Here is a 25,287-nt window from a genome sequence, read left to right as displayed (position 1 = left end):
GCGCTGGTTAAAGTGGACCCATTGCCGATCCGGCTCAATTCATTCGCCCAATACTGCAACTGGAGCACTTCATGACCCAGACCAACTTCCGCAGCGGCCCCGACGTCAACGGCCTGTTCGGCTCATTCGGCGGCCGCTACGTGGCTGAAACTCTGATGCCGCTGGTGCTAGACCTCAACCGCGAGTACGAAGCCGCCAAGGCCGACCCGGAGTTCGCCAAGGAAATGGCCTACTTCCAGCGCGATTACGTGGGCCGTCCAAACCCGCTGTACTTCGCCGAGCGCCTGACCGAATTCTGTGACGGCGCGAAGATCTACTTCAAGCGCGAAGAGCTGAACCACACCGGCGCGCACAAGATCAACAACTGCATCGGCCAGGTATTGCTGGCCAAGCGCATGGGCAAAAAACGCCTGATTGCGGAAACCGGCGCGGGCATGCACGGCGTTGCTACCGCTACCGTCGCGGCGCGCTTTGGCTTGCCTTGCGTGATCTACATGGGCGCGACCGACATCGAACGTCAGCAGGCCAACGTGTTCCGCATGAAGCTGCTGGGCGCCGAAATCGTGCCGGTCACTTCCGGCACCGGCACCCTGAAAGATGCGATGAACGAAGCCCTGCGTGACTGGGTGACCAACGTCGACGACACCTTTTACCTGATCGGCACTGTGGCAGGTCCGCATCCGTATCCGGCGATGGTGCGTGATTTCCAGGCCATCATCGGCAAGGAAACCAAAGAGCAGATGCAGGAGAAGGAAGGTCGTCTGCCGGACAGCCTGATCGCCTGCGTGGGCGGCGGCTCCAACGCCATGGGCCTGTTCCATCCGTTCCTCGATGACGCCAGCGTAGAAATCATCGGCGTTGAAGCGGGCGGTCACGGCGTGGATACCGACAAGCACGCGGCCAGCCTCAATGGCGGCGTACCGGGCGTGCTGCACGGCAACCGTACCTACCTGCTCCAGGATGGCGACGGGCAGATCACAGACGCGCACTCGATCTCTGCTGGCCTGGACTATCCGGGTATCGGCCCGGAGCACGCCTTCCTGCACGAAGTGAAACGCGTCGAGTACGTCAGCATCACCGATGACGAAGCGCTGGATGCCTTCCATCAATGCTGCCTGCTCGAAGGCATCATCCCGGCACTGGAAACCGCTCATGCACTGGCCGAAGCCATGAAGCGGGCAACCAACCTGCGCGACGACCACCTGATGGTCGTGTGCCTGTCCGGGCGCGGTGACAAAGACATGCAAACCGTCATGAACCATATGGCAGCCGCCGAAAAAACTCAGGAGAAGCTGGTATGAGCCGTCTCGAACAACGTTTCGCCCAGCTGAAAACCGAAGGTCGTGCGGCGCTGGTCACTTTCATCACCGCCGGCGACCCAGGCTACGACACCTCGCTGCAAGTCCTGAAGGGCTTGCCTGCTGCGGGTGCTGACGTGATCGAGTTGGGCATGCCGTTCACTGATCCGATGGCAGACGGTGTGGCGATTCAGCTCGCTACGCTACGCGCTCTGGACGCGGGCCAGACCCTGCAAAAAACCCTGCAGATGGTCAGCGAATTCCGTGTCGACGATCAGACCACGCCGATTGTGCTGATGGGTTACTACAACCCGATCCACCGCTTTGGCGTCGAAGCCTTCGTGGCGCAGGCAAAAGAAGCGGGCGTCGACGGTCTGATCATCGTTGACCTGCCTCCTGAGCACGACGCCGAACTGGCAACGCCTGCACAGGCATCCGGTATCGACTTCATCCGTCTGACCACGCCAACCACCGACGATGCGCGCTTGCCGCGTGTGTTGGAGCGCAGCTCCGGGTTTGTCTACTACGTTTCGGTTGCCGGTGTAACTGGTGCTGGCTCGGCGACCACCGAGCACGTTACTGAAGCCATCGCACGCCTGCGTCGCCACACCAGCCTGCCGATCAGCGTCGGTTTCGGTATCCGCACACCCGAGCAGGCAGCGGCCATTGCTCGTCTGGCAGACGGCGTTGTAGTGGGCTCGGCGTTCGTCGATAAGATCGCCACTGCCGAGTCGCCTGAAAAGGCAATCGATGGCGTGTTGACTCTGTGCGCCGCATTGGCCGAAGGTGTACGTAACGCACGCATCGGCTGAGGGTAAAGTTTCTGATACAGAGGAATCAAAGCGCTATCAGCGGTTCTATGTAGCACGACACAAGGGGTTCATGACCAATGTCATGAACCCCTTTTTGCTGCATTGAGTGAAGCTGAGGAAGCACCATGAAACTGCCAAACCGTTTTATCACCGGGCTGGGTATCTTGATGATCAGCGCCAGCCCGCTACTGCAAGCGGCGCCGCCTGACCAGCGCGGTGATGGCCCGGACGACAACCGCGGCGGCCAGCAGCAGGGACCGCAGAACAACGGCGGCCATAACGAGCGTGGCAATGACCGTGGCCCTGGCAATGACAATGGCCGAGGTCCGGATAAAGGCCCGGCCAGTCAGCCAGGCAGACAGGCCCATCAGGACAACCGTGGCGGCAACCGCCCACCGCAGGATTTCGGCCCGGTACGCGAGACCTTCCAGCAGCACCGCGACGTCATCGGCCGAGGCCAGCCGCTGCCACCTGGCGTACACATCGCCAAGGGCCGTCCGTTGCCACCTGGTTACGGTAAACGCCTGGACAGCCGCTCGCTGCAATACCTGCCACATTATGACGGCTACGAATGGCGACGCCTGGGCACCGACGTCGTACTGATCGCCGTGGGTTCGGGAATTGTTTACGCGATTCTGGATGGTGTTTTGAATTGATGGTCTGCTGACGCCCTTGAATACGCGGTGACACACAGACTTGTGACGCGGAGCGTCACGAACGGCATTCCCACGCTGGAGCGTGCGGAACGATCATCCAACTATCGTGCGACGCTCCGCGTCGCATGCCGTTCTGGACGCTCCGCGTCCGATCTAGAGGGCCCAGCGTAGAAACCAGCCCGCCTCAACCCTGCTGCTGATTAACCCGCGCCAAAAACGTCATCAGCGCCCCTGACACAAAATCCGGGTTTTCCAGATTGGCGATATGACCCGCTTCAGGCACCAGCACGTAAGGGCAGCCAATCAGGCTGGCCATCTCACGGGTTTCTTCAGGCGGGCGCGGGATGTCTGCATCGCCACACATTACCAGCGTGGTGTCGGCATTCAGTTGTTCAAGCAACCCAAGCCAGTCATCGCGACCAAAGATCATTCGCCCCAGAGGCACTACAGTCTGGCGCAACTGCTCTGCATTCATACCCGCCAATGCGGAGCGGAACGCCTGATACACCGGCGACTGCGGGTCAATGCCAGGCCGGAAGAAGATCGGCACCACAATGTCCAACAGCGGCTCAGGAAAGGCACCGGCCTGTTCCAGCTTGTCGAGCAACGAGAAATAGTAGGCTTTCTTGGCTTCCGACTCTTTGCCCAGATAAGTGTCCATCAGCACCAGCCCGGTAATGCGCTCTGGCGCGAGCAGCGCAGCAATCGCACCCCACATGCCGCCCACCGACAGCCCGACGATACTGCAACGCTCAATATTCAAATGATCCAGCAGCGCCAGCGCATGACGGGCCAGATCATCGAGATTGCGGGTGCCTTCCGGAAAACCGCTGGAATCTCCATGCCCCCAAAGGTCCGGCACAATCACCCGATACCGGCTGGCCAGCGTGTCGATCTGCGCACTCCACATCGCCTTGTCCCAAAGGTAACTGTGACCGAGCAAGACAACCGGCCCGGTGCCTTGGTCAGCGTAGTGAAGGGTCTTACCGTCGATGAGTAGATCCGGCATTTCTGATGATCCTCTGTCTGGTCTTTCAGCATTCATTTCAGGCAGCCCGTGAAAGGCGGCTTATCGATGTTGACGCGTATGTATGACCGTTTTGTTGAAATTTGCGCTGCAACGGACCGAGTGGTCATTTTTCAGCGGAGCTATCTTACACCGATCTTTTCGACGAGGAATGCGCTTGTAATTGCTGAATGAAAACGGCCGAGAAGCTGGCTATCAGCCACTTAGAGCGCCCAGATTCAAAGGCCGAACCGCGCCCATCCAGATGGCATGGTCGGTATGGTCGCGCAGCTCATCGCCCGTCAACGGATGCAGAAAAACCACCAATCCATCGCGATTAAGCGCGAGCCATAAAGTGACGTCAGCCAACTGCTCATGCCCGAACGCCAACTGGCAACTCCAGTCCGGATGCGGCCCAACCAGCTTTTGGTGAACGCGGCCCATCTGCACGGCAAATTTCTCGGTCGCGGCTTCGCACAGGGCTCGGGCCTGGTCCAGGGTCTGGGCGTTGAAATAGATATGGGCGTGGTAGCCGTGGGTGTCTTGCATGTATGAGTCCTTCCTGACCAAAAAATGAACGCCTGCTTACACCGCAATCGACGGCAACGGCCTGCCCGCCAGCGAAACCCCGCTCAACGCCTGCTCACTCGCCAGCCAGTCCATGAACTGCTGGACGATCTGCACGCGCCGTTTGCGCTGGGGCAAAACCACGTAATAGCCCTGGCCGGAAATGGCGGCTCCGGCGATGGGGCGGCAGAGCAGGCCTTGGTCGAGGAGGTCGTCGACCAGGTGTTTCCAGCCGATGGCGATGCCTTGTCCGCCAATCGCAGCCTGGATGAGCAGGGTGTAGTTGTCGAAACGCAGCTGGCCGGGGGTAGGGGCCTGGGGGATGTCGAGGGCGCGGAATACGCCCGCCCAGTCGAACCAGTTGTTGCTGCTTTCGCCGCGCAGGTGCAAGAGCGGAAAGTCGCGCAGTGCCTCGTTGGGCAGCGGCGTCTGGCGACCCGTGATCAGTTGCGGGCTGCACACTGGAAAGACTTCTTCGCTGAACAGCCAATGGCTTTCGCCTTGCTTGAAGCGTCCGTCGCCGAACAGTACGGCAACGTCGATATCTGCGCGTAACATGCTGTGGGTACGCTCGCTGGTGACCAGGCTGACATCCACGTCCGGGTTGACCTTGTGGAAACGGTGCAGACGCGGCATCAGCCAGTAGGCGGCGAAGGCAAAGTCGGTCGCCACTTGAAGCACTTCGTGCTGGTGCTGTTCGGTGATCGCTATCAGTCCGCTGTCGATGGATTGCAGGCCAGCCTGTACATGGCTGAACAATATTTCGCCGGCTTCGGTAAGCTCGATGCCGCGATAGATCCGGTCAAACAGGCGGGTGGCCAGCTGTTCTTCAAGGCGCTTGATCTGCTGGCTGACGGCAGGCTGAGTAGTGCCCAGTTCGATAGCCGCCGCAGTGAAGCTGCGCAAGCGAGCCGCGACTTCAAAGGCACGCAGCAGGTCGAGGGACATGTCGCCAAAAGCTTCAAACATAAGCGGTGCTTATCCTAGGCATTGCTGCGCATGGGCTTTACCATCAAACACGACGACTTCATCCTCATACCCAACACTTTCGCATAACTTTTCACAATGGGATGCAGCGATTACATGAAGCGCAAAAATATTCTGTTCATCATGGCCGATCAAATGGCCGCGCCAATGTTGCCGTTTTACTCCCGGTCTCCAATCCTGATGCCGAATCTGAGCCGCCTTGCTGCCGACGGCGTGGTGTTCGATTCAGCGTATTGCAACAGCCCTCTGTGCGCACCATCGCGTTTCACACTGGTCAGCGGCCAGCTGCCAAGCAAGATCGGCGCGTACGACAACGCAGCCGACTTCCCCGCTGATATTCCAACCTACGCTCACTATCTGCGTGCGCTGGGCTACAAGACCGCTCTGGCAGGCAAGATGCATTTCTGTGGGCCGGATCAACTGCACGGTTACGAAGAGCGCCTGACCAGTGACATTTACCCGGCCGACTATGGCTGGTCGGTCAACTGGGACGAGCCGGACGTGCGTCCGAGCTGGTATCACAACATGTCCTCAGTGTTGCAGGCCGGCCCGTGCATTCGTACCAACCAGCTGGATTTCGATGAAGAAGTGCTGTTCAAGTCCCAGCAGTATCTGTACGACTACGTACGCCAGGACGGTGATGCGCCTTTCTGCCTGACCGTTTCCATGACTCATCCTCATGATCCGTACACCATTCCCAAGCCGTTCTGGGACCTGTACGCCGACGAAGAGATCCCGATGCCGCCGCCGCACGCCAATCAGGCCGCGCTGGACCCGCATTCGCAACGGCTGCTCAAGGTCTATGACCTGTGGGACAAGCCCATGCCGACCGACAAGATTCGTGATGCGCGCCGCGCCTACTTTGGCGCGTGCAGCTACATCGACCTCAACGTCGGCAAGCTGATGCAGACGCTGGATGAAGTCGGGCTGGCGGAAGACACCATCGTGGTGTTCTCCGGCGATCACGGCGACATGCTGGGCGAGAAGGGCCTCTGGTACAAAATGCACTGGTTCGAAATGGCCGCCCGCGTGCCGTTGGTGGTGTATTCGCCGGGCCAGTTCAAGCCAGGGCGGGTCAGTGCGTCGGTGTCGACTGCCGACTTGCTGCCGACCTTTGTCGAAATGGCCAACGGCAAACTGGACGCAGGGTTGCCACTGGACGGACGCTCTCTGATGCCGCACCTGAAACGCAAGGGCGGGCACGATGAGGTGTTCGGCGAGTACATGGCCGAAGGCACGACCAGCCCGTTGATGATGATCCGTCGCGGCGCTTACAAATTCATCTATTCGGAGCAGGACCCGTGCCTGCTCTTCGATGTGAAGAAGGACCCGAAAGAGCAGAAGGATCTGAGCCAGTCACCCGCCCATGAAAAGCTGTTCAATGACTTCCTGGCTGAAGCTCGAGCCAAGTGGGATATACCGGCGATACACCAACAGGTGCTCGCCAGCCAGCGCAGAAGGCGCTTCGTCGCCAAATCGCTGGCAACCGGCAAGCTGAAGAGTTGGGATCACCAGCCACTGGTCGACGCCAGTCAGCAGTACATGCGCAACCACATTGATCTGGACGATCTGGAGCGTAAGGCACGTTTTCCGCAACCTTGACCCTGCCCACACCAAAAAAATCAAAAGGGGTACATCAATGAAGAAGTTATCCACAGCCGTTGCGGTCGCGGTCATGACGTTCGGCAGCCTTGCGGCGCAGGCAGAGGACGCAAGTTGCAGCACCGTGAAAATGGCCGATCCGGGCTGGAGTGACATTGGGGCCACCAATGCTATCGCCAGCGTGGTGCTTGAAGGTCTGGGCTACAAGGCCAAGGTCGACACCCTGGCCGTGCCGATTGCCTATGGCGGCCTGAAAGACGGCAAGCTGGATGTTTTTCTGGGTAACTGGATGCCGGCTCAGCAGGGCTTTTACGACAAGTTCGTGGCGACCGGCGATGTAACGCAATTGGCCAGGAATCTTGAAGGCACCGAGTTCACCCTGGCGGTGCCGGATTACGTCTGGGATGCGGGTGTGCATGATTTTGCCGACCTGAATAAATTCGCTGACAAGTTCGACCAGAAGATCTACGGCATTGGCTCTGGCGCACCTGCCAACCTGTCGCTGCAGGAGATCATCAAGAAGAATGAATTCGATCTGGGCAAATGGAAGCTGGTCGAGTCGAGCGAGACCGCGATGCTCGCCGAGGTCAATCGCAATGTGAAGAAGAAGGCGTTTGTGGTCTTCCTCGGCTGGACCCCGCATCCGATGAACGTGCAGATCAAAGGTATGCATTACCTCAAGGGCGGCGAGAAATACTTTGGCGATACCGGCTCGGTCTTCACCCTGACTCGCAAGGGTTATGCGCAAGCCTGTCCGAACGTCGGCAAGCTGCTGACCAATCTGAGCTTCACCCTGGACATGGAAAACAGCATCATGGCTGAAGTGGCGAACAAGAAGGTCAGCAATAGCGCAGCGGCAAAGGCCTGGATCAAAGCCAATCCCGCAGTGCTGGACACGTGGCTGGAGGGCGTGAAGACGTTTGATGGCAAGGATGGGCTGACGGCGGTGAAAGCCAGGTTGTAGGCGTAAGGTCTTGAGCACGCGGCGTGGCGCAGATCTGTGACGCGGGGCGTCACCCAAGGCATCTCCACGCTGGAGCGTGAGGAACGATAGGTGTCCGACTATCGTGCCCATGCTCCGCGTGGGTATGCGGTTCCGGACGCTCTGCGTCCTCTACGTTCAATTCACTCGAGGGACCGATGCGCTGGCTCAATCGCCATAAATTCCTACCCTTTCTCGCCTGGCTGCCGCAGCAGAATCGCGCCAGCGTCGGGCGTGATGCGCTGGTGGGCTTGAGCGGTGCGATTCTGGCCCTGCCGCAGTCCATCGCTTACGCACTGATCGCCGGGCTGCCTCCGGAGTACGGTCTGTACGCCGCCATTGTTCCCGTTCTGATCGCATGTCTGTGGGGCTCGTCCTGGCACCTCATCTGTGGGCCGACCGCGGCTATTTCCATCGTGCTGTATGCCAGTGTCAGTCCGCTCGCCGTGCCGGCCAGTCAGGATTACATCATGTTGATCCTGTTGCTGACGTTCATCGCCGGTGTATTCCAGCTATTGCTGGGGATGATGCGCTTCGGTGCGCTGGTGAATTTCGTTTCGCACTCGGTGGTGCTCGGCTTCACACTGGGCGCTGCAATAGTCATTGCACTCGGGCAGATGCCCAATCTGCTGGGCATTGACCTGCCGAGTCAGACCACCGCCCTTAGAAGCCTGACCGCCGTGTTAGAACATCGTGGAGAGGTCGATCTACCTTCACTGACACTGGGCCTGTTGACACTGGCGCTGGGCATCGGGCTCAAACTCCTGGTGCCTCGCTGGCCAACCTTATTGATTGCATTGGTATCGAGCAGCCTGTTGGTGTGGCTGTGGCCGGCGATGTTCGGCCATGTCCGTGTAGTCCGCGCCTTCGTTGGCCATCTACCGCCTTTCAGCCCGCTACCGCTGGACCTTGAGCTGATCCTCAAGCTGCTGCCGACAGCAGTGGCGGTGGGCATGCTCGGGCTGGTCAACAGCCTGTCGATTGCCCGCTCGCTGTCGGCACGTTCGCAGCAGATGCTCAACGCCAATCAGGAAGTCCGTGCGCAAGGTCTGTCGAATATGGTCGGCTCGCTGTTCTCCGGCTACCTGTCAGCGGGCTCGTTCACCCGTGCGGCGCTGAGTTACGAGGCGGGTGCGCGTTCGCCGTTGGCCGGCGTTTTTTCGGCGCTATGGGTGGCATTGTTCGCGGTCGCCGGAGCCTCGTTGATCTCGCACATTCCAATCCCGGCCATGGCCGCCTCGATCCTGCTGATCTGCTGGGGCCTGGTGGATCGTCGTGGCATTCGCGCACTGTTCCGTGTCAGCCGCGCCGAGTTTTTCGTGATGGCGCTGACCTGTCTGGCCACCCTGCTGCTGGAGCTGCAAACCGCGATTTATGCCGGTGTGCTGGCCTCGCTGTTCTTCTACCTCAAACGCACTTCACAACCGTGCGTGCAGCAATGGCGCGAAGGCGATGAGGATGTGCTGCGGGTCGGCGGCTCGATCTTCTTCGGTGCCAGCCATTACCTGCAAACTCGCCTGCAACGCACTGAAGGGCTGCGTGTAGTGATTGATGCGCAGCAGATCAACTTTATCGATTACTCAGGCGTGGAAATGCTTCATCAGGAAGCCAGGCGCTTGGGTCAGCAGGGGCGGGTGCTGGTAATGCGAAATGCCAGACCGCAAGTGATCGAGGAATTGCACAAGCTGGAAGGGCCGCAGAACTGCCCGATTCTGTTTGAGGATTGAGCCATAACTCATCGTCCCGACGCCCTGCGTCGCAAGAGGACGCGGAGCGTCCAGAACGGCATGCCAACGCGGAGCATTGGCACGATAGTCTCTCAGTCAACCAGCCGCCAGCAGCCTGCGCAACTCGGCCAGTACCGGAGCCGAATCCGGCCGCACGCCGCGCCATAGCAGGAAGGCTTCTGCTGCCTGTTCCACCAGCATGCCCAAGCCATCAACCGACTGTGCCGCACCATGCTCAGTAGCCCAACGGCAAAAGGCGGTGGGCTCTTTGCTGTACATCATGTCGTAGCAGAAGGTCGCACCGGGCTGGATAAGGCTCGGGGAAATCGGTGGCAGCTCTCCGGCCAGGCTGGCAGAGGTGGCATTGATGATCACATCCACCGGTTCTTCAAGCCAGTCGAAGCTGCTGGCAAACACAGGACCCAGATCCGCAAATTCCTGAGCCAGTCGTTCGGCTTTTTCAACGGTGCGATTGGCAATCACCAGCACTGCGGGTTGCTCCGCCAGCAACGGCTCCAGCGCGCCACGAACAGCACCACCCGCACCCAGCAACAGAATGCGCTGACCACGCAGGCTGCGCCCGCAATTGACTGTCAGGTCGCGCACCAGCCCGGCACCGTCGGTGTTGTCACCCAGCAGCTTACCGTCATCGAGCTTGCTCAAAGTGTTCACGGCTCCCGCACGCTGCCCGCGCTCGGTCAGGCTATGAGCGAGGCGATAGGCTTCTTCCTTGAACGGCACAGTCACGTTGGCACCACGTCCGGTCTGGAAAAACGCCTGGGCAAATGCGGTGAAATCATCCAAAGGTGCCAGCGACGTCTGGTAATCCAGCGCCTGCCCGGTTTGCTCGGCAAACAGGCGATGAATCAACGGCGACTTGCTGTGGCCAATGGGGTTACCGAAGACGACGTACCGGTCCATCAGTTGTCCGCCAGCCAGTCGCGATCAGTCAGGAAGTATTCGGTCAGACGCGCCTCTTCACTGCCCGGAGCGGCTTTCCAGTCATAACCCCAGCGCACTTGCGGCGGCAGCGACATGAGGATCGATTCGGTACGGCCACCCGATTGCAGACCGAACAGCGTGCCGCGGTCGTACACCAGGTTGAACTCGACGTAGCGCCCCCGACGGAATTCCTGAAACTCGCGCTGCTGCGCCGTATAGGCCGCAGCCTTGCGACGACGCACGATCGGCAGGTAGGCATTGATAAACGCATCACCGATGGCGCGGATGAAGGCAAAGCTGGTATCGAAATCCCACTGGTTCACGTCATCGAAAAACAGACCACCGATACCGCGTGGCTCATCACGATGCTTGAGGTGGAAGTAACTGTCGCACCATGCCTTGTAGCGCGGGTAGACATCGTCGCCGAACGGCGCACAGGCGCGTTCGGCCACCCGGTGCCAGTGTACGCAGTCTTCCTCGACGCCATAGTAGGGCGTCAAATCGAAACCACCACCAAACCACCAGACCGGCTCCTCGCCTTCTTTCTCGGCAATGAAGAACCGCACATTGGCGTGGGACGTCGGCACATGCGGGTTGTGCGGGTGAATCACCAGCGACACGCCCAGCGCCTCGAAACCACGCCCGGCCAGCTCAGGCCGATGGGCACTGGCCGACGGCGGCAGGTTGCTGCCGAACACGTGGGAAAAATTGACACCACCTTTCTCGATGACCGCACCATTCTCGATCACCCGCGTGCGACCACCGCCGCCCGCCGGACGCGTCCAGGCATCTTCCACAAAGTGTGCGTTGCCATCTTCCTGCTCGAGCGCGGTGCAGATCCGGTCTTGCAGGTCGAGCAGGTAGGCTTTTACGGCCTCGGTACGGGTACTCATGAGGATCCCTTACGGCTGACGTCAAACGGCTGAGCCCCCGCAGCAAAAGAGGCGCAGGCAAATTGGCGCGTAGCATACCATCGGCAGCGCGGGCTGGCAGTTGACGAAGGCCGGGGGAAGGAGTCCGATAGGTGCTTTCGGAACTTGTTTTAACCATCAAGGAGAGAGCACATGGCAAAGCGTATCCAGTTCAGCACTGTCGGAGGACCCGAGGTTCTTGAATATGTCGATTTCGAGCCAGAGGCTCCGGGGCCGCAAGCGGTGGTTGTGCGCAACAAGGCCATTGGCCTGAATTTCATTGATACCTATTATCGTAGCGGGCTGTATCCAGCGCCTGAGTTGCCTTCAGGGCTCGGTGCTGAAGGGGCAGGCGTGGTCGAGGCGGTGGGTGATGAGGTGACGCGCTTCAAGGTCGGTGATCGTGTCGCCTATGGCACCGGGCCTCTGGGTGCGTACAGCGAGGTGCATGTGCTGCCTGAGGCGAATCTGGTGAAGCTGGCGGACTCGGTCAGTTTCGAGCAGGCCGCTGCGTTGATGCTCAAGGGCCTGACCGTGCAATACCTGTTGCGCCAGACCTATCAGGTGAAGCCGGGCGAGATCATTCTGTTTCATGCGGCGGCGGGTGGTGTCGGCTCGTTGGCCTGTCAGTGGGCCAAGGCATTGGGCGCGAAGCTGATCGGCACGGTCAGTTCACCGGAAAAGGCCGCTCACGCCAAGGCGCTGGGTGCCTGGGAAACCATCGACTACAGCCACGAAGACGTCGCCAAACGTGTGCTGGAACTCACCGACGGCAAGAAGTGCCCGGTGGTCTTCGACGGCGTGGGGCAGGACACCTGGCTGACATCGCTCGACAGCGTGGCACCGCGTGGGCTGGTGGTGAGCTTCGGCAATGCGTCCGGACCGGTCTCAGGTGTGAATCTGGGGATTCTGGCGCAAAAAGGCTCGGTGTATGTCACCCGCCCGACGCTGGGCACCTACGCAAACAATGCGCAGAACCTGCAAGCCATGGCTGACGAGCTGTTCGACATGCTCGCCAGCGGCAAACTCAAGGTCGACAACATTCAGCAGTACGCCTTGAAGGACGCCGCCAAGGCGCAAACCGAGCTGTCCGCTCGGCGCACCACTGGCTCGACCATTCTGATTCCCTGAGCCTGCACTCCCGCCAGCGTCAGCCAGCGCGCATGACCTGGCCGGTCGCGATATCACGGATCACGCTGGGGTTTCGGCGGCCGCCCAGGCTGCCGCCCAGCACACCGTCGATCTGACCCCGGAAGTACTGCTCGACGCGCAATCGCGAACGGGCAGCCGGGCGACCTGCCGGGTTGGCCGATGTGGAAATCAACGGGCCGACCAGCGCGCACAGTTCGCGCACCGTAGGGTGGTCGGTGACGCGCAGCGCCACGGTTTCATGAATGCCGGTGATCCACTCGGGCAGCAGGTTCTGATGCGGCACCAGCCAGGTATTGGGCCCTGGCCAGGTGCTGGCCATGCGGTCGAGCCACAATTGGGGGAAGTCTTCGAACAGAAAGTCGAACTGGCGAATGTTGTCGGCGATCAGGATCAGGCCTTTTTCCACTGGCCGTGACTTGATCGCCAGCAAACGATAAACCGCTTCTTCATCCCATGGATCACAGCCCAGGCCCCAGACTGCCTCGGTCGGGTAAGCAATCACCGCACCGGCTCGAATATCCTGAGCGGCTTGTTGCACACGCCAACTGCTGACCATTGTTTGTCTCTCCGCTAAATCCTGACGGCAGTTTAACCTCAGGGCGCTCTGGCGAACCATCGTCCCGCTTCACAGCTTATTCTGCCGTCCAGTTCCAGCTCGGTCAGGCCCGCCAGTACCTTGGGCAACGGCCAGCCGCTGGAGACCGATAACCCCTCGCTGGTATGCGGCGCAGCGTGCAGCAGCGCCAGAAGTGGATGGTCGCAAGGCACCGGTTTGGCAGGTGTCTCGGGCGGTGCAGCGGGCGCAACGCTCTTCCAGTGCTGCAAGCCTTCAAGAATGTGCTCAACGGTCTCGACCAGCGTTGCGCCATCGCGTATCAACTGGTGGCAACCCTTGGCACCCGGATGGTGAATCGAACCCGGTATCGCATAAACCTCTCGCCCTTGCTCAGCGGCCAGGCGTGCGGTAATCAAAGAGCCACTGGCAACACTGGCCTCGACCACCAGTACGCCGAGCGACAGGCCGCTGATGATTCGGTTGCGCCGCGGGAAGTTACTGGGCTGTGGTTCAGCGTCCAGCGGGAACTCGGAAATCACCGCGCCACCTTGTGCCGCCATCTGCGCGGCGAGCGCACGATGCTGCTGTGGATAAAGTTTTTCAAGCCTGGTGCCCAGCACACCGATTGTATGCCCACCGACATCCAGTGCGCCCTGATGCGCGGCTCCGTCAATGCCGCGCGCCAGACCGCTGGTGATCACAAAACCGGCACCCGCCAGGCTGCGCGCAAAAGCTCTGGCGGTGTCCAGCCCGGGTCTGGAAGCGCGACGACTGCCGACCATTCCCAACTGCGGACGCTCGAGGATTGAAGGGTCGCCGGCAATGAAGATCAGCGGCGGAGGGTCGGCGATTTCGGCCAGCAGAGCGGGATAGCAAGGGTCGTCCCACATCAGCAAATGCTGGGCCGGACACTCCAACCAGGCCAATGCAGCACTCGCACCGTCCCTGACGGAAGGGGCTCGACGCGCCTCGGCGCAGGCACCTGGAATACCCAGCGCACGCCACGCACTGGCCGGTGCGCTCAGCGCAGACGACGCAGAACCGAAGGCTTCGATCAGCCTGGAAAAGCGTTTCGGTCCGATCTCGGGCAAGCGATGCATGCGCAGACGGGCTTCCAGCTCTGCTGGCGAAGAGAGGGCATTTTCGAACAGTGGCATGAGATCGTCCCTGATCCATTGTGCATCTCAGACGATGCACAAACCTGTGGATAACTCTGTTGACAACAATTTGATAAGTGTTTGGCTCGTCACACAAATCCGTAGCAGAACTGAAACATACGTTTAAGGATTCCGAACCTTGTCCATGATGGCCAAAGATCGGTTGGCTTGCAGGACCAAGGCGTAACTAAGCTTGTCGTACGTACGGAAAACCATGAGCAGGCCAGACCGTTCGTCAGGGATTTTTACCTGTTCACCGGTGATTCGGTCGCGCACTGTCTCGCTGGTTTTGTAGATCGCCAGCACATTCCCCTCGGCCAGGCCGTCACGTTTGCCTTTGTTGAGAGTGACCACATCCAGCACGCTGACCTGGGTTACGCCGCGTGGCACATCCAGAATCAAACCTTCTATCGGCGTTTGCGGGGCGCTGGGCAGGAAAGTCGAGTTGATCGCTCGCTCTTCGCTGCTGAACAATCGGTCGCCCAGGCGCACTTCCTGCGTAGAGCGCTGCAGAACCAGAGTCGAGACGTCGCCCTCGGAGGCAACCACCTCAGCGCTGCCGATGTCATCCGCGTTGATCCCCAGCACTTCCTTGGTCTGTGGGTCGGTGTAGGTCTTGCCCTGTCGGAAAATGCCGTAAACAGTGTGCGCCGGGTCCAGCGTGCCTCGTGCATAGGCCCGGTCACCGCTGCCGCTGAGCACGCGCTCGGCATTGCCCGCGACGATGTAGGGGGCCTTTTCGAACTGCTCGGCATTGTCGACGATGCGATTGCTGATCAGGAAAGCGTTGATTGCGCCCAGCGGAATACTTGGAATGGCCTCGACCATCGGCGTACTGCGCACACGCGGTGACAATTTGATGGTCCCGCGCGACTCGCCCCGATTGAGCGTCACGCGCGGCTGACCATCGACCCAGGTCAGCGCGAGGGTGTCACCGGGGTAGATCAGGTCAGGATCATGGACTTGCGGATTGGCCCGCCATATCTCGCGCCATTTCCACGGTTCACGCAAAAACTTGCCGGAAATGTCCCAGAGTGTGTCCCCGGCGACAACGGTGTAGCTCTGCGGATAGCCTTCCCTGAGTTGCACTTGCGCCTGAGCAAGACCGCTGGCGGTCAACAGCAGCAGGGCGAGTAGTGATTTCCTCATGCGGTGAATCCCTTTATCATGTTGCCTCACGCGAACCCTAGAGTCCTGTCCTGGGCTGCCTGCCTTGAACTCCCGGGCCCGGCACCCAACATTGACTTTACCTTAACAGTGCAGCTCTTACGTATATGGCCATTCTAAACATCCTCGAATTTCCCGATTCGCGCCTGCGCACCATCGCCAAACCTGTGGCGATGGTAGACGAAGGCATTCGCCAGTTGGTCGACGACATGTTTGAAACCATGTACGAAGCGCCCGGCATCGGGCTGGCTGCCACGCAGGTCAATGTCCACAAGCGTGTGGTTGTCATGGACCTGAGCGAAGACCGCAGCGAACCGATGGTCTTCATCAACCCTGAAATCGAAAAACTGACCGATGAAATGGATCAGTATCAGGAAGGCTGCCTGTCGGTACCCGGTTTCTACGAGAACGTCGACCGCCCGCAAAAGGTCCGCGTCAAGGCGCTGGACCGTAACGGCAAGCCTTACGAACTGGTTGCCGAAGGCCTGCTCGCCATCTGCATCCAGCATGAGTGCGATCACCTGAACGGCAAGCTGTTCGTTGATTACCTCTCTAACCTCAAGCGCGACCGGATCAAGAAAAAACTCGAGAAACAGCACAAGCTGAACGCTTGATCCTTCGTCCCTTCAAAAGGCCTGCACAAGGCCTTTTTGTTTTTTAGAACGAGAAGCCCATGACTGAGCCACTGCGCATCGTCTTCGCCGGCACCCCGGAATTTGCCGCCGAACACCTCAAGGCCCTGCTCGACAGCCCTTACCAGATCGTCGCCGTGTACACCCAGCCTGATCGCCCGGCCGGTCGTGGACAAAAGCTGATGCCCAGCCCGGTCAAGCAACTGGCACTGCAGCATGAAATCCCGGTCATGCAGCCGCCCACGCTGCGCGCCCCTGAGGCGCAGGCAGAACTGGCTGCGCTCAAGCCTGATTTGATGGTGGTGGTCGCCTACGGCTTGATTCTGCCGCAGGTGGTGCTGGATATCCCGCGTCTGGGCTGCATCAACAGCCATGCGTCGCTGCTGCCACGCTGGCGCGGTGCTGCGCCGATTCAGCGCGCGGTGCAGGCCGGTGATGCCGAGAGCGGTGTGACCGTGATGCAAATGGAAGCAGGTCTGGACACCGGGCCGATGCTGCTCAAGGCCGTCACTCCGATCACCGCACAGGACACCGGTGGCACGCTGCATGACCGTCTGGCCGAACTCGGCCCACCAGCGGTGTTGCAGGCCATTGCAGGGCTGGCGGATGGTTCGCTGGTCGGCGAGGTTCAGGACGACAGCCTGGCCAATTACGCTCATAAATTGAACAAGGATGAGGCGCGTCTCGACTGGACACGTCCGGCCGATGAGCTGGAACGTCTGATCCGCGCCTTCAACCCGTGGCCGATCTGCCACAGCACGCTGAACGAAGAAACCCTGAAAGTGCTGGCTGCCGATCTGGCCGAAGGGCAGGGCGTACCGGGAACTGTACTCAGCGCCAGCAAGGACGGCCTGATCGTCGCCTGCGGCCAGAACGCCCTGCGCCTGACCCGTCTGCAACTGCCGGGCGGCAAGCCGCTGAATTTTGCTGATCTGTTCAACAGCCGTCGCGAGAAATTCGCCATCGGCACGGTGCTGGGCCAATGAACCCGCGTCTGGCCGCCGCCAAGGCACTGGCTGCCGTGCTCAGCGGCAAGGCGTCGCTGAACAGTTCGCTGCCCACTCAACTGGACAAGGTCGAGGTGCGTGATCGCGGCCTGACTCAGGATCTGGCGTTCGGCACCGCACGCTGGCAGCCACGCCTGTCGGCACTGGCGGCCAAACTGTTGCAAAAACCCTTCAAGGCCGCCGATGCCGACGTCGAGGCGTTGCTGCTGGTAGGTCTTTACCAGCTGTTTTACAGCCGAATTCCTGCGCATGCGGCCATTGGTGAAACCGTTGGCTGCGCTCACAAGCTGAAAAAACCGTGGGCCAAAGGCTTGCTCAACGCCGTACTACGCAACGCGCAACGCGATGGCGAAGCGCTGTTGATTGAGCTGGAACACGACCCGGTGGTGCGCACCGCCCACCCGCGCTGGTTGCAAAAAGCCCTGAAAGCGGCGTGGCCGGAGCAATGGGAAGCGATCTGCGCAGCCAACAATGCGCATCCGCCGATGATTTTGCGGGTCAACCGTCGGCATAACAGCCGCGACCAGTACCTTGAGCTGCTGAACACTGCCGGGCTGCAAGCCAGCGCGTGCACCTTCAGTCAGGACGGCATCGTACTTGCCGAGCCCTGCGACGTGCGCTCGCTGCCGGGCTTTGCCGAAGGCTGGATCAGCGTTCAGGACGAAGCCGCGCAACTGGCCGCCGACCTGCTGGAGCTCGCACCCGGGCAACGCGTGCTCGACGCGTGCTGCGCGCCAGGTGGCAAGACCTGCCATTTGCTGGAAGTGCAGCCGCAATTGAGCGGCGTAGTGGCGGTGGACCTCGAAGCCAAGCGCCTGGTGCGCGTGCGTGAAAACCTTGATCGTCTGGGGCTGGACGCCGAGCTGATCGCTGCCGACGCCCGCGAAACGGCGCAGTGGTGGGACGGCAAGCCTTTCCAGCGCATCCTGCTCGACGCACCGTGCTCGGCGACAGGTGTAATCCGTCGCCACCCGGACATCAAGCTGACCCGCCAACTGGATGACATCGCCGCGCTCGCCAGCCTGCAGGGCGAACTGCTCGACGCGTTGTGGCCTACGCTGCAGGTAGGCGGCATGCTGGTGTACGCGACCTGCTCGACACTGCCGACCGAAAATACCGACGTCATCGAGGCGTTTCTGGCCCGCACCTCCGGGGCCAGAGAACTGGATATCGCCGGGCAGGCCGGACAGCCACCCGCAGGTATCAAGCAAGCCCATGGTCGCCAGCTGCTTGCCCAGCAAGGCGGCCACGACGGTTTCTACTACGCCAAACTGATCAAGATCGCGGATCAAGGTCGAGGCGGCGCGGGAGTAAGCAGGTGAAGATCATCATTCTGGGTGCAGGTCAGGTAGGCGGTACGCTGGCCGAGCATCTGGCGGGCGAAGCCAACGACATTACCGTGGTCGACACCGATGGCGACCGGTTACGCGATCTGGGCGACCGCCTGGATATCCGTACCGTGCAGGGCAAGGGCTCCTATCCCGCAGTCCTGCGCCAGGCGGGCGCGGACGACGCCGACATGCTGGTCGCGGTGACCAGCAGCGACGAAGCCAATATGATCGCCTGCCAGGTGGCCCACACGCTGTTCCACACGCCGACCAAGATCGCGCGCATCCGCGAAGCGGCGTACCTGACACGCGCGGGCCTGTTCGATAAAAACGCGATTCCGGTCGACGTGTTGATCAGCCCGGAACAGGTGGTTACCAATTACATCAAGCGTCTGATCGAGTACCCCGGCGCGCTACAGGTCATCGATTTCGCCGAAGGCAAGGCACAACTGGTCGCGGTCAAAGCCTATTACGGCGGTGCCTTGGTGGGCCAGCAGCTGCGCCAGTTACGTGCGCACATGCCCAATGTCGACACCCGTATCGCGGCGATCTATCGGCGCGACCGGGCGATCCTGCCCCACGGCGATACGGTCATCGAAGCCGACGACGAGGTGTTCTTCATCGCCGCCAAGGCCGATATTCGTGCGGTGATGGGTGAGCTGAGGCGTCTGGACGAGAACTACAAGCGCATCGTCATCGCAGGCGGTGGCAACATCGGCGAGCGTCTGGCTGAAGCCATTGAAAGCCGCTATCAGGTAAAGATCATCGAAGTGAACCCGGCGCGCTGCCGCTATCTGTCGGAGCATCTGAACAGTACGGTGGTGCTACAGGGCAGCTCATCGGACCGTGATTTGCTGATGGAAGAAAACATCAACAATACCGACCTGTTCCTGGCGCTGACCAACGACGATGAAGCCAACATCATGTCGTCGCTGCTGGCCAAACGGCTGGGCGCACGCAAGGTGATGACCCTGATCAACAACCCCGCCTACGTCGATCTGGTCCAGGGCGGTGAGATTGATGTGGCGGTCAGCCCGCAACTGGCAACCATCGGCACGCTGCTGGCTCATGTGCGACGGGGCGATATCGTCAGCGTGCACTCGTTACGGCGCGGTGCAGCCGAAGCCATCGAGATCGTCGCGCACGGCGACCCGAAATCCAGCAAAGTGGTCGGTCGCGCCATCAAGGACATCAACCTGCCGACCGGCACGGCAATCGGTGCGATCATCCGCGACGAACAAGTGCTTATCGCCCATGACATCACCGTGATCGAATCCGGTGACCATGTGATCATGTTCCTTGTGGATAAAAAATGCATCCGCGAGGTTGAGCGGCTGTTTCAGGTCGGCCTGAGCTTTTTCTGAACCGCTCCTGAACAGGGTATGACCCTGACTGAACCTCTTGCCGACGCGCCCTGTCGGCAACGCTCGTCGACTCGGGCGAATTCTCTCTGAGCCCGTGCATCTCAGACACACGAGCTTCATGCCTGCACGGGCTTTATGAGAGAGAACGCACCCCATGTCCGAATCGGAAAATTCCCCGGCCCCGCTTCAAGGATCACAGACCGACGGCACACCTGCGGGCGGCTGGCCTGCGCTCAGTGCGGTCAACAAGCACCTGTTGCACCAGCATGTGCTGATCAAGGGCAACCGCACGCTGCTGTCCATGAACAAGCCTGGCGGCTTCGATTGCCCCAGTTGCTCCTGGCCGGACCCAAAGAAACCGCACACGTTTGAATACTGTGAGAACGGTGCAAAAGCGCTGGCCTGGGAATCGACCAAAAAACGCGTGACGCCTGAGTTTTTCGCCCGGCATACGGTCAGCGAACTGGCGACCTGGAGCGATCACGAGCTGGAAGCAAAAGGCCGTATCACCGAGCCGATGCGCTACGACGCAGCCACTGACAAATACCTGCCCGTCACCTGGGACGAGGCGTTCGCCGAGATCGGCGCAGAGCTGCGCGGCCTGAGCGATCCGTGGAAGCTGGAGCTGTACACCTCCGGGCGCACGTCGAACGAAGCCGCCTTTCTGTATCAGCTGTTCGGTCGGCTGTACGGCATGGCCAACTTCCCTGACTGCTCGAACATGTGCCATGAAACCACCACTGCGGCGCTGCCCGAGTCGATCGGGGTCGGCAAGGGCACCACGACGCTGGAAGATTTCGAGAACGCCGACGCGATTTTCATCATTGGTCAGAACCCCGGAAGCAACAGCCCGCGCATGATGTCCGAGCTGCATGCGGCCGCAAAACGGGGTGCCAGCATCATCTCGTTCAACCCGCTGCGGGAAAGGGCGCTGGTATGCTTTGCGGCGCCGCAGGACCCGCGCGACATGCTCAGCCTTCATGGCGTAGAGATCAGCTCGCAGTACCATCAGGTGAGAATCGGCGGCGACATGATCGCCCTGCAAGGCGTTTGCAAGGCCGTGATCGAAGCCGACGACGTGGCCCACCGTGAAAACCTGCCGCGCGTCCTCGATGTGGCGTTCATTGAAGAACACACCCATGGTTTTGAGCAGTACGCCGATTATTGCCGACAGTTGCCCTGGGACACCATCGAGCGCCATTCGGGCCTGACGCGCCAGGCCATCGAAGAGGTGGCTGCGGTTTATAAGCGCTCGAAGGGGGTCATCTGCTGCTGGGGGATGGGCATCACTCAGCACAAGCGTGGCGGTGATGCCATGCAGCAGATCATCAACCTGCTGCTGTTGCGCGGCAACATCGGCAAGCTCGGTGCGGGGGCTTGCCCGGTGCGTGGGCATTCCAACGTACAGGGCGACAGGACGATGGGCATCTATGAAAAGGCCGGCGAACCGTTTCTGGCCAGCATGAGCAAGGTGTTCGGTTTCGAAGCGTCCAGAAAAAAAGGCCATGCCGTGGCCCAGACCTGCGAAGCCCTGTTGCGTGGCGAGGTGGAAGCACTCATTTCCATGGGCGGTAATTTATTCCGCGCCATCCCGGACACCGATGTGATCTGCCCGACCGTCAGCCGTTTGAAAATGACGGTGCTGGTCAACACCAAACTCAACCGCAGCGCGACGGTGCATGGTCAGAAGGCCTTTCTGCTGCCATGCGTGGCGCGTTCGGAACGCGACCTGCAGAACAGGGCAGCCTGCGGCTGCAAATCGCCCGTTCTTACGATCGCGTAGCAGCAGAAACATCGATTTGAGCTTTGCCATGAGGCCCGTTATTGACCATCATGAAGCCTGCTTACCCACCGCTGCTGCTTCAGATGAGTCCTGCCTACACACCTCGACCGCTCAAAAACCTCTTCACCGCTAACCAGTGCTGGGCACACCTCCTCGAGGAGGGCGGCTTACGCGACATCGAAGTCGAGTCCGTCACCAAAATGCTCGCCTGCGGCACCTCGATACTGGGCGTCAAACACTACACCTGCGGCAACCACAGCTGCCCGCACGTCAAATACCTGTGCAACACCTGCCATTGCCGGGCCTGTCCCTCCTGCGGCAAAAAGGCCACCGACCAGTGGATCACCGTGCAAAACAACCGTCTGCCCGACTGCCCCTGGCAGCATCTGGTGTTCACGCTGCCCGACACGCTATGGCCCCTGTTCTTCTACAACCGCTGGCTGCTCGATGCGCTGTTTCGGCTGGCGGCCGATAACCTGATCTACGCCGCCAAGCGGCGCGGTTTGCGCGTCGGGATTTAAGGGGCGCTGCACACCTATGGCCGGCGGCTCAACTGGCATCCCCACGTCCACCTGTCGGTGACCGCGGGCGGCCTGGATGAGCAGGGCGTCTGGAAAAATCTGTCGTTCCACAAAGAGGCCCTGCGGCGGCGCTGGATGTGGCTGGTGCGCGATTACCTGCTGGGACAGCCGCTTTCGCAACTGACGATGCCGCCGCCGCTGGCCCACATCCTCTGTGAAAGCGACTGGCGCCGTTTGATACTGACCGCTGGTGGCCAGCACTGGCACATCCACTTGTCGAAGAAGACGAAAAACGGCCGAAAGACCGTCAATTACCTGGGCCGCTACCTGAAAAAACCGCCCATCTCGGGCAGTCGTCTGGCGCATTACACCAACGGGGCCACGTTGAGCTTCACCTACCTGGATCACCGCACACAGACCTATCAGCAGGAAACGCTGAGCCAGGCCGACATGCTTTTCCGGGTGGTGCAGCACATCCCGGAGAAGCACTTTCGGATGATCCGGTATTTTGGATTTCTGGCCAATCGGGTCTGCAGGCAGTACCTGCCAAAGGTCTATGAAGCACTGAAGATGGCGACGCCAGGACCGACACCGAAGCTGTATTTTGTGCAGATGGCCAAAGCCTTTCTAAACGTCGATCCGTTCCGCTGCGTGCTGTGTGGCGCGCGGATGGTATACACGGCGGCAATCAGCGGGCTGACGGTGCAGGGACTGAACCTCAACGCTCAGGCGATTGCGCAGATGAGGTACGTGAAGCCCTGACAGGGCCTAGGTGCGTCCGCACCTAGGCTTCGCGGTGAAATAACCTGCATTAATACTTGTTGATAGGGATTTTCACTGCATAAGTAACGCATCAGCGTCTTCCTACCCATCGCTTTGAAGGCATGACGCCTCCGTCATAGCGTCAGCCTGATGCATAGGCATTTTGAAATTCCTATGCATGAACCTGGTGCGGATGAGTTCGGAGGGGACGCAAGTGGCACTGGAACGGCGCGGGTTGATTGCGGCGGCCAGTTGAGGGAAACACTATCGTGCGGCGCTCCGCGTCCGATCTTGAATGCGCGGCGCGGCGCAGATCTGTGACGCGGAGCGTCACGCACGGCATTCCCACGCTGGAGCGTGCGGAACGATAACCTGACTATCGTGCGGCGCTCCGCGTCGCATGCAGTTCTGGACGCTCCGCGTCCGATCTTGAATGCGCGGCGCGGCGCAGATCTGTGACGCGGAGCGTCACGCACGGCATTCCCACGCTGGAGCGTGCGAAACGATAACCTGACTATCGTGCGGCGCTCCGCGTCGCATGCAGTTCTGGACGCTCTGCGTCCGATCTTGAATGCGCGGCGAGGCGCAAATCTGTGACGCGGAGCGTCACTCACGGCATTCCCACGCTGGAGCGTGCGGAACGATAACCTGACTATCGTGCGGCGCTCCGCGTCGCATGCAGTTCTGGACGCTCTGCGTCCGATCTTGAATGCGCGGCGAGGCGCAGATCTGTGACGCGGAGCGTCACGCACGGCATTCCCACGCTGAAGCGTGCGGAACGATAATCTCGACTATCGTGTGGCGCTCCGCGTCCGATCTTTCCTAGTACCAGCGCGCTTCGCCTGCCGGGCGTTTCTTGAAGCGTTTCATGGTCCACATGTACTGGCTCGGGTAGGCCCGCACGTATTTCTCGACCACTTTGCTCATCGCCGCTGCCGAGGTTTCGGTGTCGGTGCTGTACATGGCTTCAGGGGCCGCTTCGAGTACCACTTTGTAACCCGAGCCGTCCGGCAAGCGCATGGCGTGCAGGAATACACCGACCGCCTTGCCGCCCGCCAGCATGTTCGGCACAAACTTGCTGGTCAGGGCCTGGGTGCCGCAAAAGGGTACGAAGATACCCGCAGACTCAGCCGGCTCCGGATCGGCCGGAATACCTACAGAACCGCCTTTGCGCACTTCCTTGATGACACTGAGAATGCCTTCCTTGGTCGACGCCGCCACCCGGTTGCCCAACTGCACACGCTGCTTGCGCAAAAGGTCGTCGACCGCCTTCAGCTTCGGTGGACGATAGAAAATGATCGGCTTGCACTGGCTGCAATAGAAGTGATTAAGCACTTCCCAGTTGCCCAGGTGGCTGGTGATGCCAACCACGCCCTTGCCGGACGCCAGCGCGTCCTTGAGCACATCAAGCCCTTCGACTTCACGCACCAGGTTGATCGATTTCTGCGCAGGCCAGATCCACGCACAAGCGCTTTCGGTCAAGGTCTTGCCGATGTCCATGAGGCTGCGGCCAACGAGCTTTTCCAGCTCGGGCTCGCTCAACTCGGGGAAGCACTTGGACAGGTTGATCCGTGCCACTTCGCGCGAGCGGTTGGGCAGCTTCCACATCAGCCAGCCAATCGCAGTGCCTGCCCATTGCACCGCGCGCCACGGCAACAGCGCAAACAATCGCAACGCTCCGACCATTACGGCGCCTTTGAACTTATCCACAGATGACTCCCAGATTCTCGAGGCGGGTAGTGTAACCGTCAGCGGCTCAGGATCGCATACCGATCACAATCTACAGTGTGATCCATGACCATACCGCTGGCCTGCATATACGCATAACAGATGGTCGGGCCGACAAACGTGAAGCCGGCCTTTTTCAGCGCCTTGCTCATCGCTTCGGCCTCGGCGGTAATCGCCGGCACTTCGCTGCGATCCTTGAAATGGTTGATCTTCGGCTCGCCACCAACAAACGACCAGAGCAGACCGGCCGGGTCTTGCAGCGCCAGCCAGGCCCGCGCATTGGTGCGCACGGCCTTGAGCTTGAGGCGATTGCGGATAATGCTCGGATCGAGCATCAGCGCCTCTATTTCGGCATCGCTCAGCTGCGCCAGGCGCACGACGTCAAAGCCGTGCAGCACTTCGCGATAACGCGCCCGCCGCTTGAGAATCGTGATCCACGACAGCCCGGCCTGGAACCCTTCGAGCAAAAGCAACTCGAAGAGCTTCTGCGCATCGCGCAGCGGCACTCCCCACTCCTGATCGTGATAAGCGATGTACAGGGGGTCTTCGTTGCACCAAAAGCAGCGTGTCATAGGGCTCCCAAGGAGTGGACGTGCGGCCGAATCGGGTATACTCCCGCTCTTTGAATCGCAGCCCAGCA

21 protein-coding genes and 2 pseudogenes are annotated in these 25,287 nt (G+C 60.4%); 13 read left to right on the top strand and 10 right to left on the bottom strand.

The annotated features are described in order from the left end of the window. Positions 1-71 precede the first annotated feature (71 nt). From trpB to FFH21_RS28430, 3 genes are all read left to right on the top strand, one after another. Positions 72-1,301, top strand: a complete 1,230-nt coding sequence (gene trpB / locus FFH21_RS28440) for a tryptophan synthase subunit beta (RefSeq protein WP_011167295.1) — start codon at positions 72-74, stop codon at positions 1,299-1,301. Beyond that, the gene (gene trpA / locus FFH21_RS28435; protein ID WP_004660359.1) at positions 1,298-2,110 is read left to right on the top strand and encodes a tryptophan synthase subunit alpha; all 813 of its coding nucleotides are present in this window, start codon (positions 1,298-1,300) and stop codon (positions 2,108-2,110) included. The genes trpB and trpA overlap by 4 nt, the downstream gene beginning before the upstream one ends. Positions 2,111-2,235: 125 nt before the next feature. Continuing rightward, positions 2,236-2,766, top strand: a complete 531-nt coding sequence (locus FFH21_RS28430; RefSeq protein WP_004662871.1) for an anti-virulence regulator CigR family protein — start codon at positions 2,236-2,238, stop codon at positions 2,764-2,766. 184 nt (positions 2,767-2,950) lie between these two features. On the opposite strand, the gene FFH21_RS28420 is transcribed toward FFH21_RS28430, so the two are convergent. From FFH21_RS28420 to FFH21_RS28410, 3 genes are all read right to left on the bottom strand, one after another. After that, a complete protein-coding gene (locus FFH21_RS28420) occupies positions 2,951-3,775 on the bottom strand; it encodes an alpha/beta fold hydrolase (protein WP_011167294.1) in 825 nt (274 codons plus the stop codon). A 213-nt stretch (positions 3,776-3,988) separates the two neighbouring features. Then, positions 3,989-4,321: a DOPA 4,5-dioxygenase family protein gene (locus FFH21_RS28415; protein WP_004660355.1), complete on the bottom strand. Its 333-nt coding sequence runs from the start codon at positions 4,319-4,321 to the stop codon at positions 3,989-3,991. A gap of 36 nt (positions 4,322-4,357) precedes the next feature. Then, positions 4,358-5,308 carry a LysR family transcriptional regulator gene (locus FFH21_RS28410; RefSeq protein ID WP_002551343.1) on the bottom strand — a complete coding sequence of 317 codons (951 nt, stop codon included), beginning with the start codon at positions 5,306-5,308 and terminating at the stop codon, positions 4,358-4,360. A 114-nt stretch (positions 5,309-5,422) separates the two neighbouring features. On the opposite strand from FFH21_RS28410, the gene betC reads away from it, so the two are divergent. From betC to FFH21_RS28390, 3 genes are all read left to right on the top strand, one after another. Beyond that, positions 5,423-6,928 carry a choline-sulfatase gene (gene betC, locus FFH21_RS28405; RefSeq protein ID WP_011167293.1) on the top strand — a complete coding sequence of 502 codons (1,506 nt, stop codon included), beginning with the start codon at positions 5,423-5,425 and terminating at the stop codon, positions 6,926-6,928. Positions 6,929-6,965: 37 nt separating this feature from the next. Next, the gene (locus FFH21_RS28400; RefSeq protein ID WP_004660350.1) at positions 6,966-7,892 is read left to right on the top strand and encodes a choline ABC transporter substrate-binding protein; all 927 of its coding nucleotides are present in this window, start codon (positions 6,966-6,968) and stop codon (positions 7,890-7,892) included. 176 nt (positions 7,893-8,068) lie between these two features. Continuing rightward, on the top strand, positions 8,069-9,637 hold the full coding sequence (locus FFH21_RS28390; RefSeq protein ID WP_011167292.1) for a SulP family inorganic anion transporter: 1,569 nt from the start codon (positions 8,069-8,071) through the stop codon (positions 9,635-9,637). A 96-nt stretch (positions 9,638-9,733) separates the two neighbouring features. Here FFH21_RS28390 and aroE read toward each other — a convergent pair whose 3' ends face one another. Together aroE and hemF are read right to left on the bottom strand one after the other, a co-directional pair. Further along, positions 9,734-10,558: a shikimate dehydrogenase gene (gene aroE / locus FFH21_RS28385; RefSeq protein WP_004643629.1), complete on the bottom strand. Its 825-nt coding sequence runs from the start codon at positions 10,556-10,558 to the stop codon at positions 9,734-9,736. Continuing rightward, a complete protein-coding gene (hemF, locus tag FFH21_RS28380) occupies positions 10,558-11,472 on the bottom strand; it encodes an oxygen-dependent coproporphyrinogen oxidase (RefSeq protein ID WP_011167291.1) in 915 nt (304 codons plus the stop codon). Before hemF ends, aroE begins: the two co-directional genes overlap by 1 nt. Positions 11,473-11,643: 171 nt before the next feature. Between hemF and FFH21_RS28375 the strand changes: the two genes are divergently transcribed. Next, positions 11,644-12,621 carry an NADPH:quinone reductase gene (locus tag FFH21_RS28375; RefSeq protein ID WP_011167290.1) on the top strand — a complete coding sequence of 326 codons (978 nt, stop codon included), beginning with the start codon at positions 11,644-11,646 and terminating at the stop codon, positions 12,619-12,621. A 19-nt stretch (positions 12,622-12,640) separates the two neighbouring features. Here FFH21_RS28375 and FFH21_RS28370 read toward each other — a convergent pair whose 3' ends face one another. The 3 genes from FFH21_RS28370 to FFH21_RS28360 form a co-directional block, all read right to left on the bottom strand. Continuing rightward, entirely contained in the window at positions 12,641-13,198 is a 558-nt protein-coding gene (locus tag FFH21_RS28370; RefSeq protein WP_004662860.1) for an L-threonylcarbamoyladenylate synthase, read from the bottom strand. 38 nt (positions 13,199-13,236) lie between these two features. Next, positions 13,237-14,355, bottom strand: coding sequence for a DNA-processing protein DprA (dprA, locus tag FFH21_RS28365; RefSeq protein ID WP_011167289.1), 1,119 nt, complete (start codon positions 14,353-14,355; stop codon positions 13,237-13,239). A gap of 123 nt (positions 14,356-14,478) precedes the next feature. Further along, positions 14,479-15,504 carry a LysM peptidoglycan-binding domain-containing protein gene (locus FFH21_RS28360; protein WP_002551334.1) on the bottom strand — a complete coding sequence of 342 codons (1,026 nt, stop codon included), beginning with the start codon at positions 15,502-15,504 and terminating at the stop codon, positions 14,479-14,481. A 125-nt stretch (positions 15,505-15,629) separates the two neighbouring features. Between FFH21_RS28360 and def the strand changes: the two genes are divergently transcribed. From def to FFH21_RS28330, 6 genes and pseudogenes are all read left to right on the top strand, one after another. Continuing rightward, a complete protein-coding gene (gene def, locus FFH21_RS28355; protein WP_004662856.1) occupies positions 15,630-16,136 on the top strand; it encodes a peptide deformylase in 507 nt (168 codons plus the stop codon). A 59-nt stretch (positions 16,137-16,195) separates the two neighbouring features. Further along, on the top strand, positions 16,196-17,140 hold the full coding sequence (gene fmt, locus FFH21_RS28350; RefSeq protein ID WP_004660331.1) for a methionyl-tRNA formyltransferase: 945 nt from the start codon (positions 16,196-16,198) through the stop codon (positions 17,138-17,140). Further along, positions 17,137-18,483, top strand: coding sequence for a 16S rRNA (cytosine(967)-C(5))-methyltransferase RsmB (rsmB, locus tag FFH21_RS28345; protein WP_004660329.1), 1,347 nt, complete (start codon positions 17,137-17,139; stop codon positions 18,481-18,483). Before fmt ends, rsmB begins: the two co-directional genes overlap by 4 nt. After that, a complete protein-coding gene (gene trkA, locus FFH21_RS28340; RefSeq protein WP_004660327.1) occupies positions 18,480-19,853 on the top strand; it encodes a Trk system potassium transporter TrkA in 1,374 nt (457 codons plus the stop codon). Before rsmB ends, trkA begins: the two co-directional genes overlap by 4 nt. A 154-nt stretch (positions 19,854-20,007) precedes the next feature. Beyond that, a pseudogene (locus FFH21_RS28335) lies at positions 20,008-21,600 on the top strand (FdhF/YdeP family oxidoreductase); the annotation flags it as partial. A gap of 86 nt (positions 21,601-21,686) precedes the next feature. Continuing rightward, positions 21,687-22,919: pseudogene (locus FFH21_RS28330) on the top strand (IS91-like element IS801 family transposase). Positions 22,920-23,741: 822 nt separating this feature from the next. On the opposite strand, the gene FFH21_RS28310 reads toward FFH21_RS28330, so the two are convergent. Together FFH21_RS28310 and FFH21_RS28305 are read right to left on the bottom strand one after the other, a co-directional pair. After that, positions 23,742-24,629, bottom strand: a complete 888-nt coding sequence (locus tag FFH21_RS28310) for a lysophospholipid acyltransferase (RefSeq protein ID WP_004660326.1) — start codon at positions 24,627-24,629, stop codon at positions 23,742-23,744. A 38-nt stretch (positions 24,630-24,667) separates the two neighbouring features. After that, positions 24,668-25,219 (bottom strand): DNA-3-methyladenine glycosylase I, encoded by a 552-nt coding sequence (locus FFH21_RS28305; RefSeq protein WP_011167286.1) that lies wholly within the window; start codon positions 25,217-25,219, stop codon positions 24,668-24,670. Positions 25,220-25,287 lie beyond the last annotated feature (68 nt).

Source organism: Pseudomonas sp. KBS0707, assembly GCF_005937945.2.
Classification (GTDB): domain Bacteria; phylum Pseudomonadota; class Gammaproteobacteria; order Pseudomonadales; family Pseudomonadaceae; genus Aquipseudomonas; species Aquipseudomonas amygdali.
This window is presented reverse-complemented; position numbering and strand designations above follow the sequence as displayed.

Bases quoted from the DNA above. Each gene is read 5' to 3' on its own strand.
- trpB (WP_011167295.1), top strand. From the start codon at position 72: ATGACCCAGACCAACTTCCGCAGCGGCCCCGACGTCAACGGCCTGTTC.
- trpA (WP_004660359.1), top strand. From the start codon at position 1,298: ATGAGCCGTCTCGAACAACGTTTCGCCCAGCTGAAAACCGAAGGTCGT.
- FFH21_RS28430 (WP_004662871.1), top strand. From the start codon at position 2,236: ATGAAACTGCCAAACCGTTTTATCACCGGGCTGGGTATCTTGATGATC.
- FFH21_RS28420 (WP_011167294.1), bottom strand. From the start codon at position 3,775: ATGCCGGATCTACTCATCGACGGTAAGACCCTTCACTACGCTGACCAA.
- FFH21_RS28415 (WP_004660355.1), bottom strand. From the start codon at position 4,321: ATGCAAGACACCCACGGCTACCACGCCCATATCTATTTCAACGCCCAG.
- FFH21_RS28410 (WP_002551343.1), bottom strand. From the start codon at position 5,308: ATGTTTGAAGCTTTTGGCGACATGTCCCTCGACCTGCTGCGTGCCTTT.
- betC (WP_011167293.1), top strand. From the start codon at position 5,423: ATGAAGCGCAAAAATATTCTGTTCATCATGGCCGATCAAATGGCCGCG.
- FFH21_RS28400 (WP_004660350.1), top strand. From the start codon at position 6,966: ATGAAGAAGTTATCCACAGCCGTTGCGGTCGCGGTCATGACGTTCGGC.
- FFH21_RS28390 (WP_011167292.1), top strand. From the start codon at position 8,069: ATGCGCTGGCTCAATCGCCATAAATTCCTACCCTTTCTCGCCTGGCTG.
- aroE (WP_004643629.1), bottom strand. From the start codon at position 10,558: ATGGACCGGTACGTCGTCTTCGGTAACCCCATTGGCCACAGCAAGTCG.
- hemF (WP_011167291.1), bottom strand. From the start codon at position 11,472: ATGAGTACCCGTACCGAGGCCGTAAAAGCCTACCTGCTCGACCTGCAA.
- FFH21_RS28375 (WP_011167290.1), top strand. From the start codon at position 11,644: ATGGCAAAGCGTATCCAGTTCAGCACTGTCGGAGGACCCGAGGTTCTT.
- FFH21_RS28370 (WP_004662860.1), bottom strand. From the start codon at position 13,198: ATGGTCAGCAGTTGGCGTGTGCAACAAGCCGCTCAGGATATTCGAGCC.
- dprA (WP_011167289.1), bottom strand. From the start codon at position 14,355: ATGCCACTGTTCGAAAATGCCCTCTCTTCGCCAGCAGAGCTGGAAGCC.
- FFH21_RS28360 (WP_002551334.1), bottom strand. From the start codon at position 15,504: ATGAGGAAATCACTACTCGCCCTGCTGCTGTTGACCGCCAGCGGTCTT.
- def (WP_004662856.1), top strand. From the start codon at position 15,630: ATGGCCATTCTAAACATCCTCGAATTTCCCGATTCGCGCCTGCGCACC.
- fmt (WP_004660331.1), top strand. From the start codon at position 16,196: ATGACTGAGCCACTGCGCATCGTCTTCGCCGGCACCCCGGAATTTGCC.
- rsmB (WP_004660329.1), top strand. From the start codon at position 17,137: ATGAACCCGCGTCTGGCCGCCGCCAAGGCACTGGCTGCCGTGCTCAGC.
- FFH21_RS28305 (WP_011167286.1), bottom strand. From the start codon at position 25,219: ATGACACGCTGCTTTTGGTGCAACGAAGACCCCCTGTACATCGCTTAT.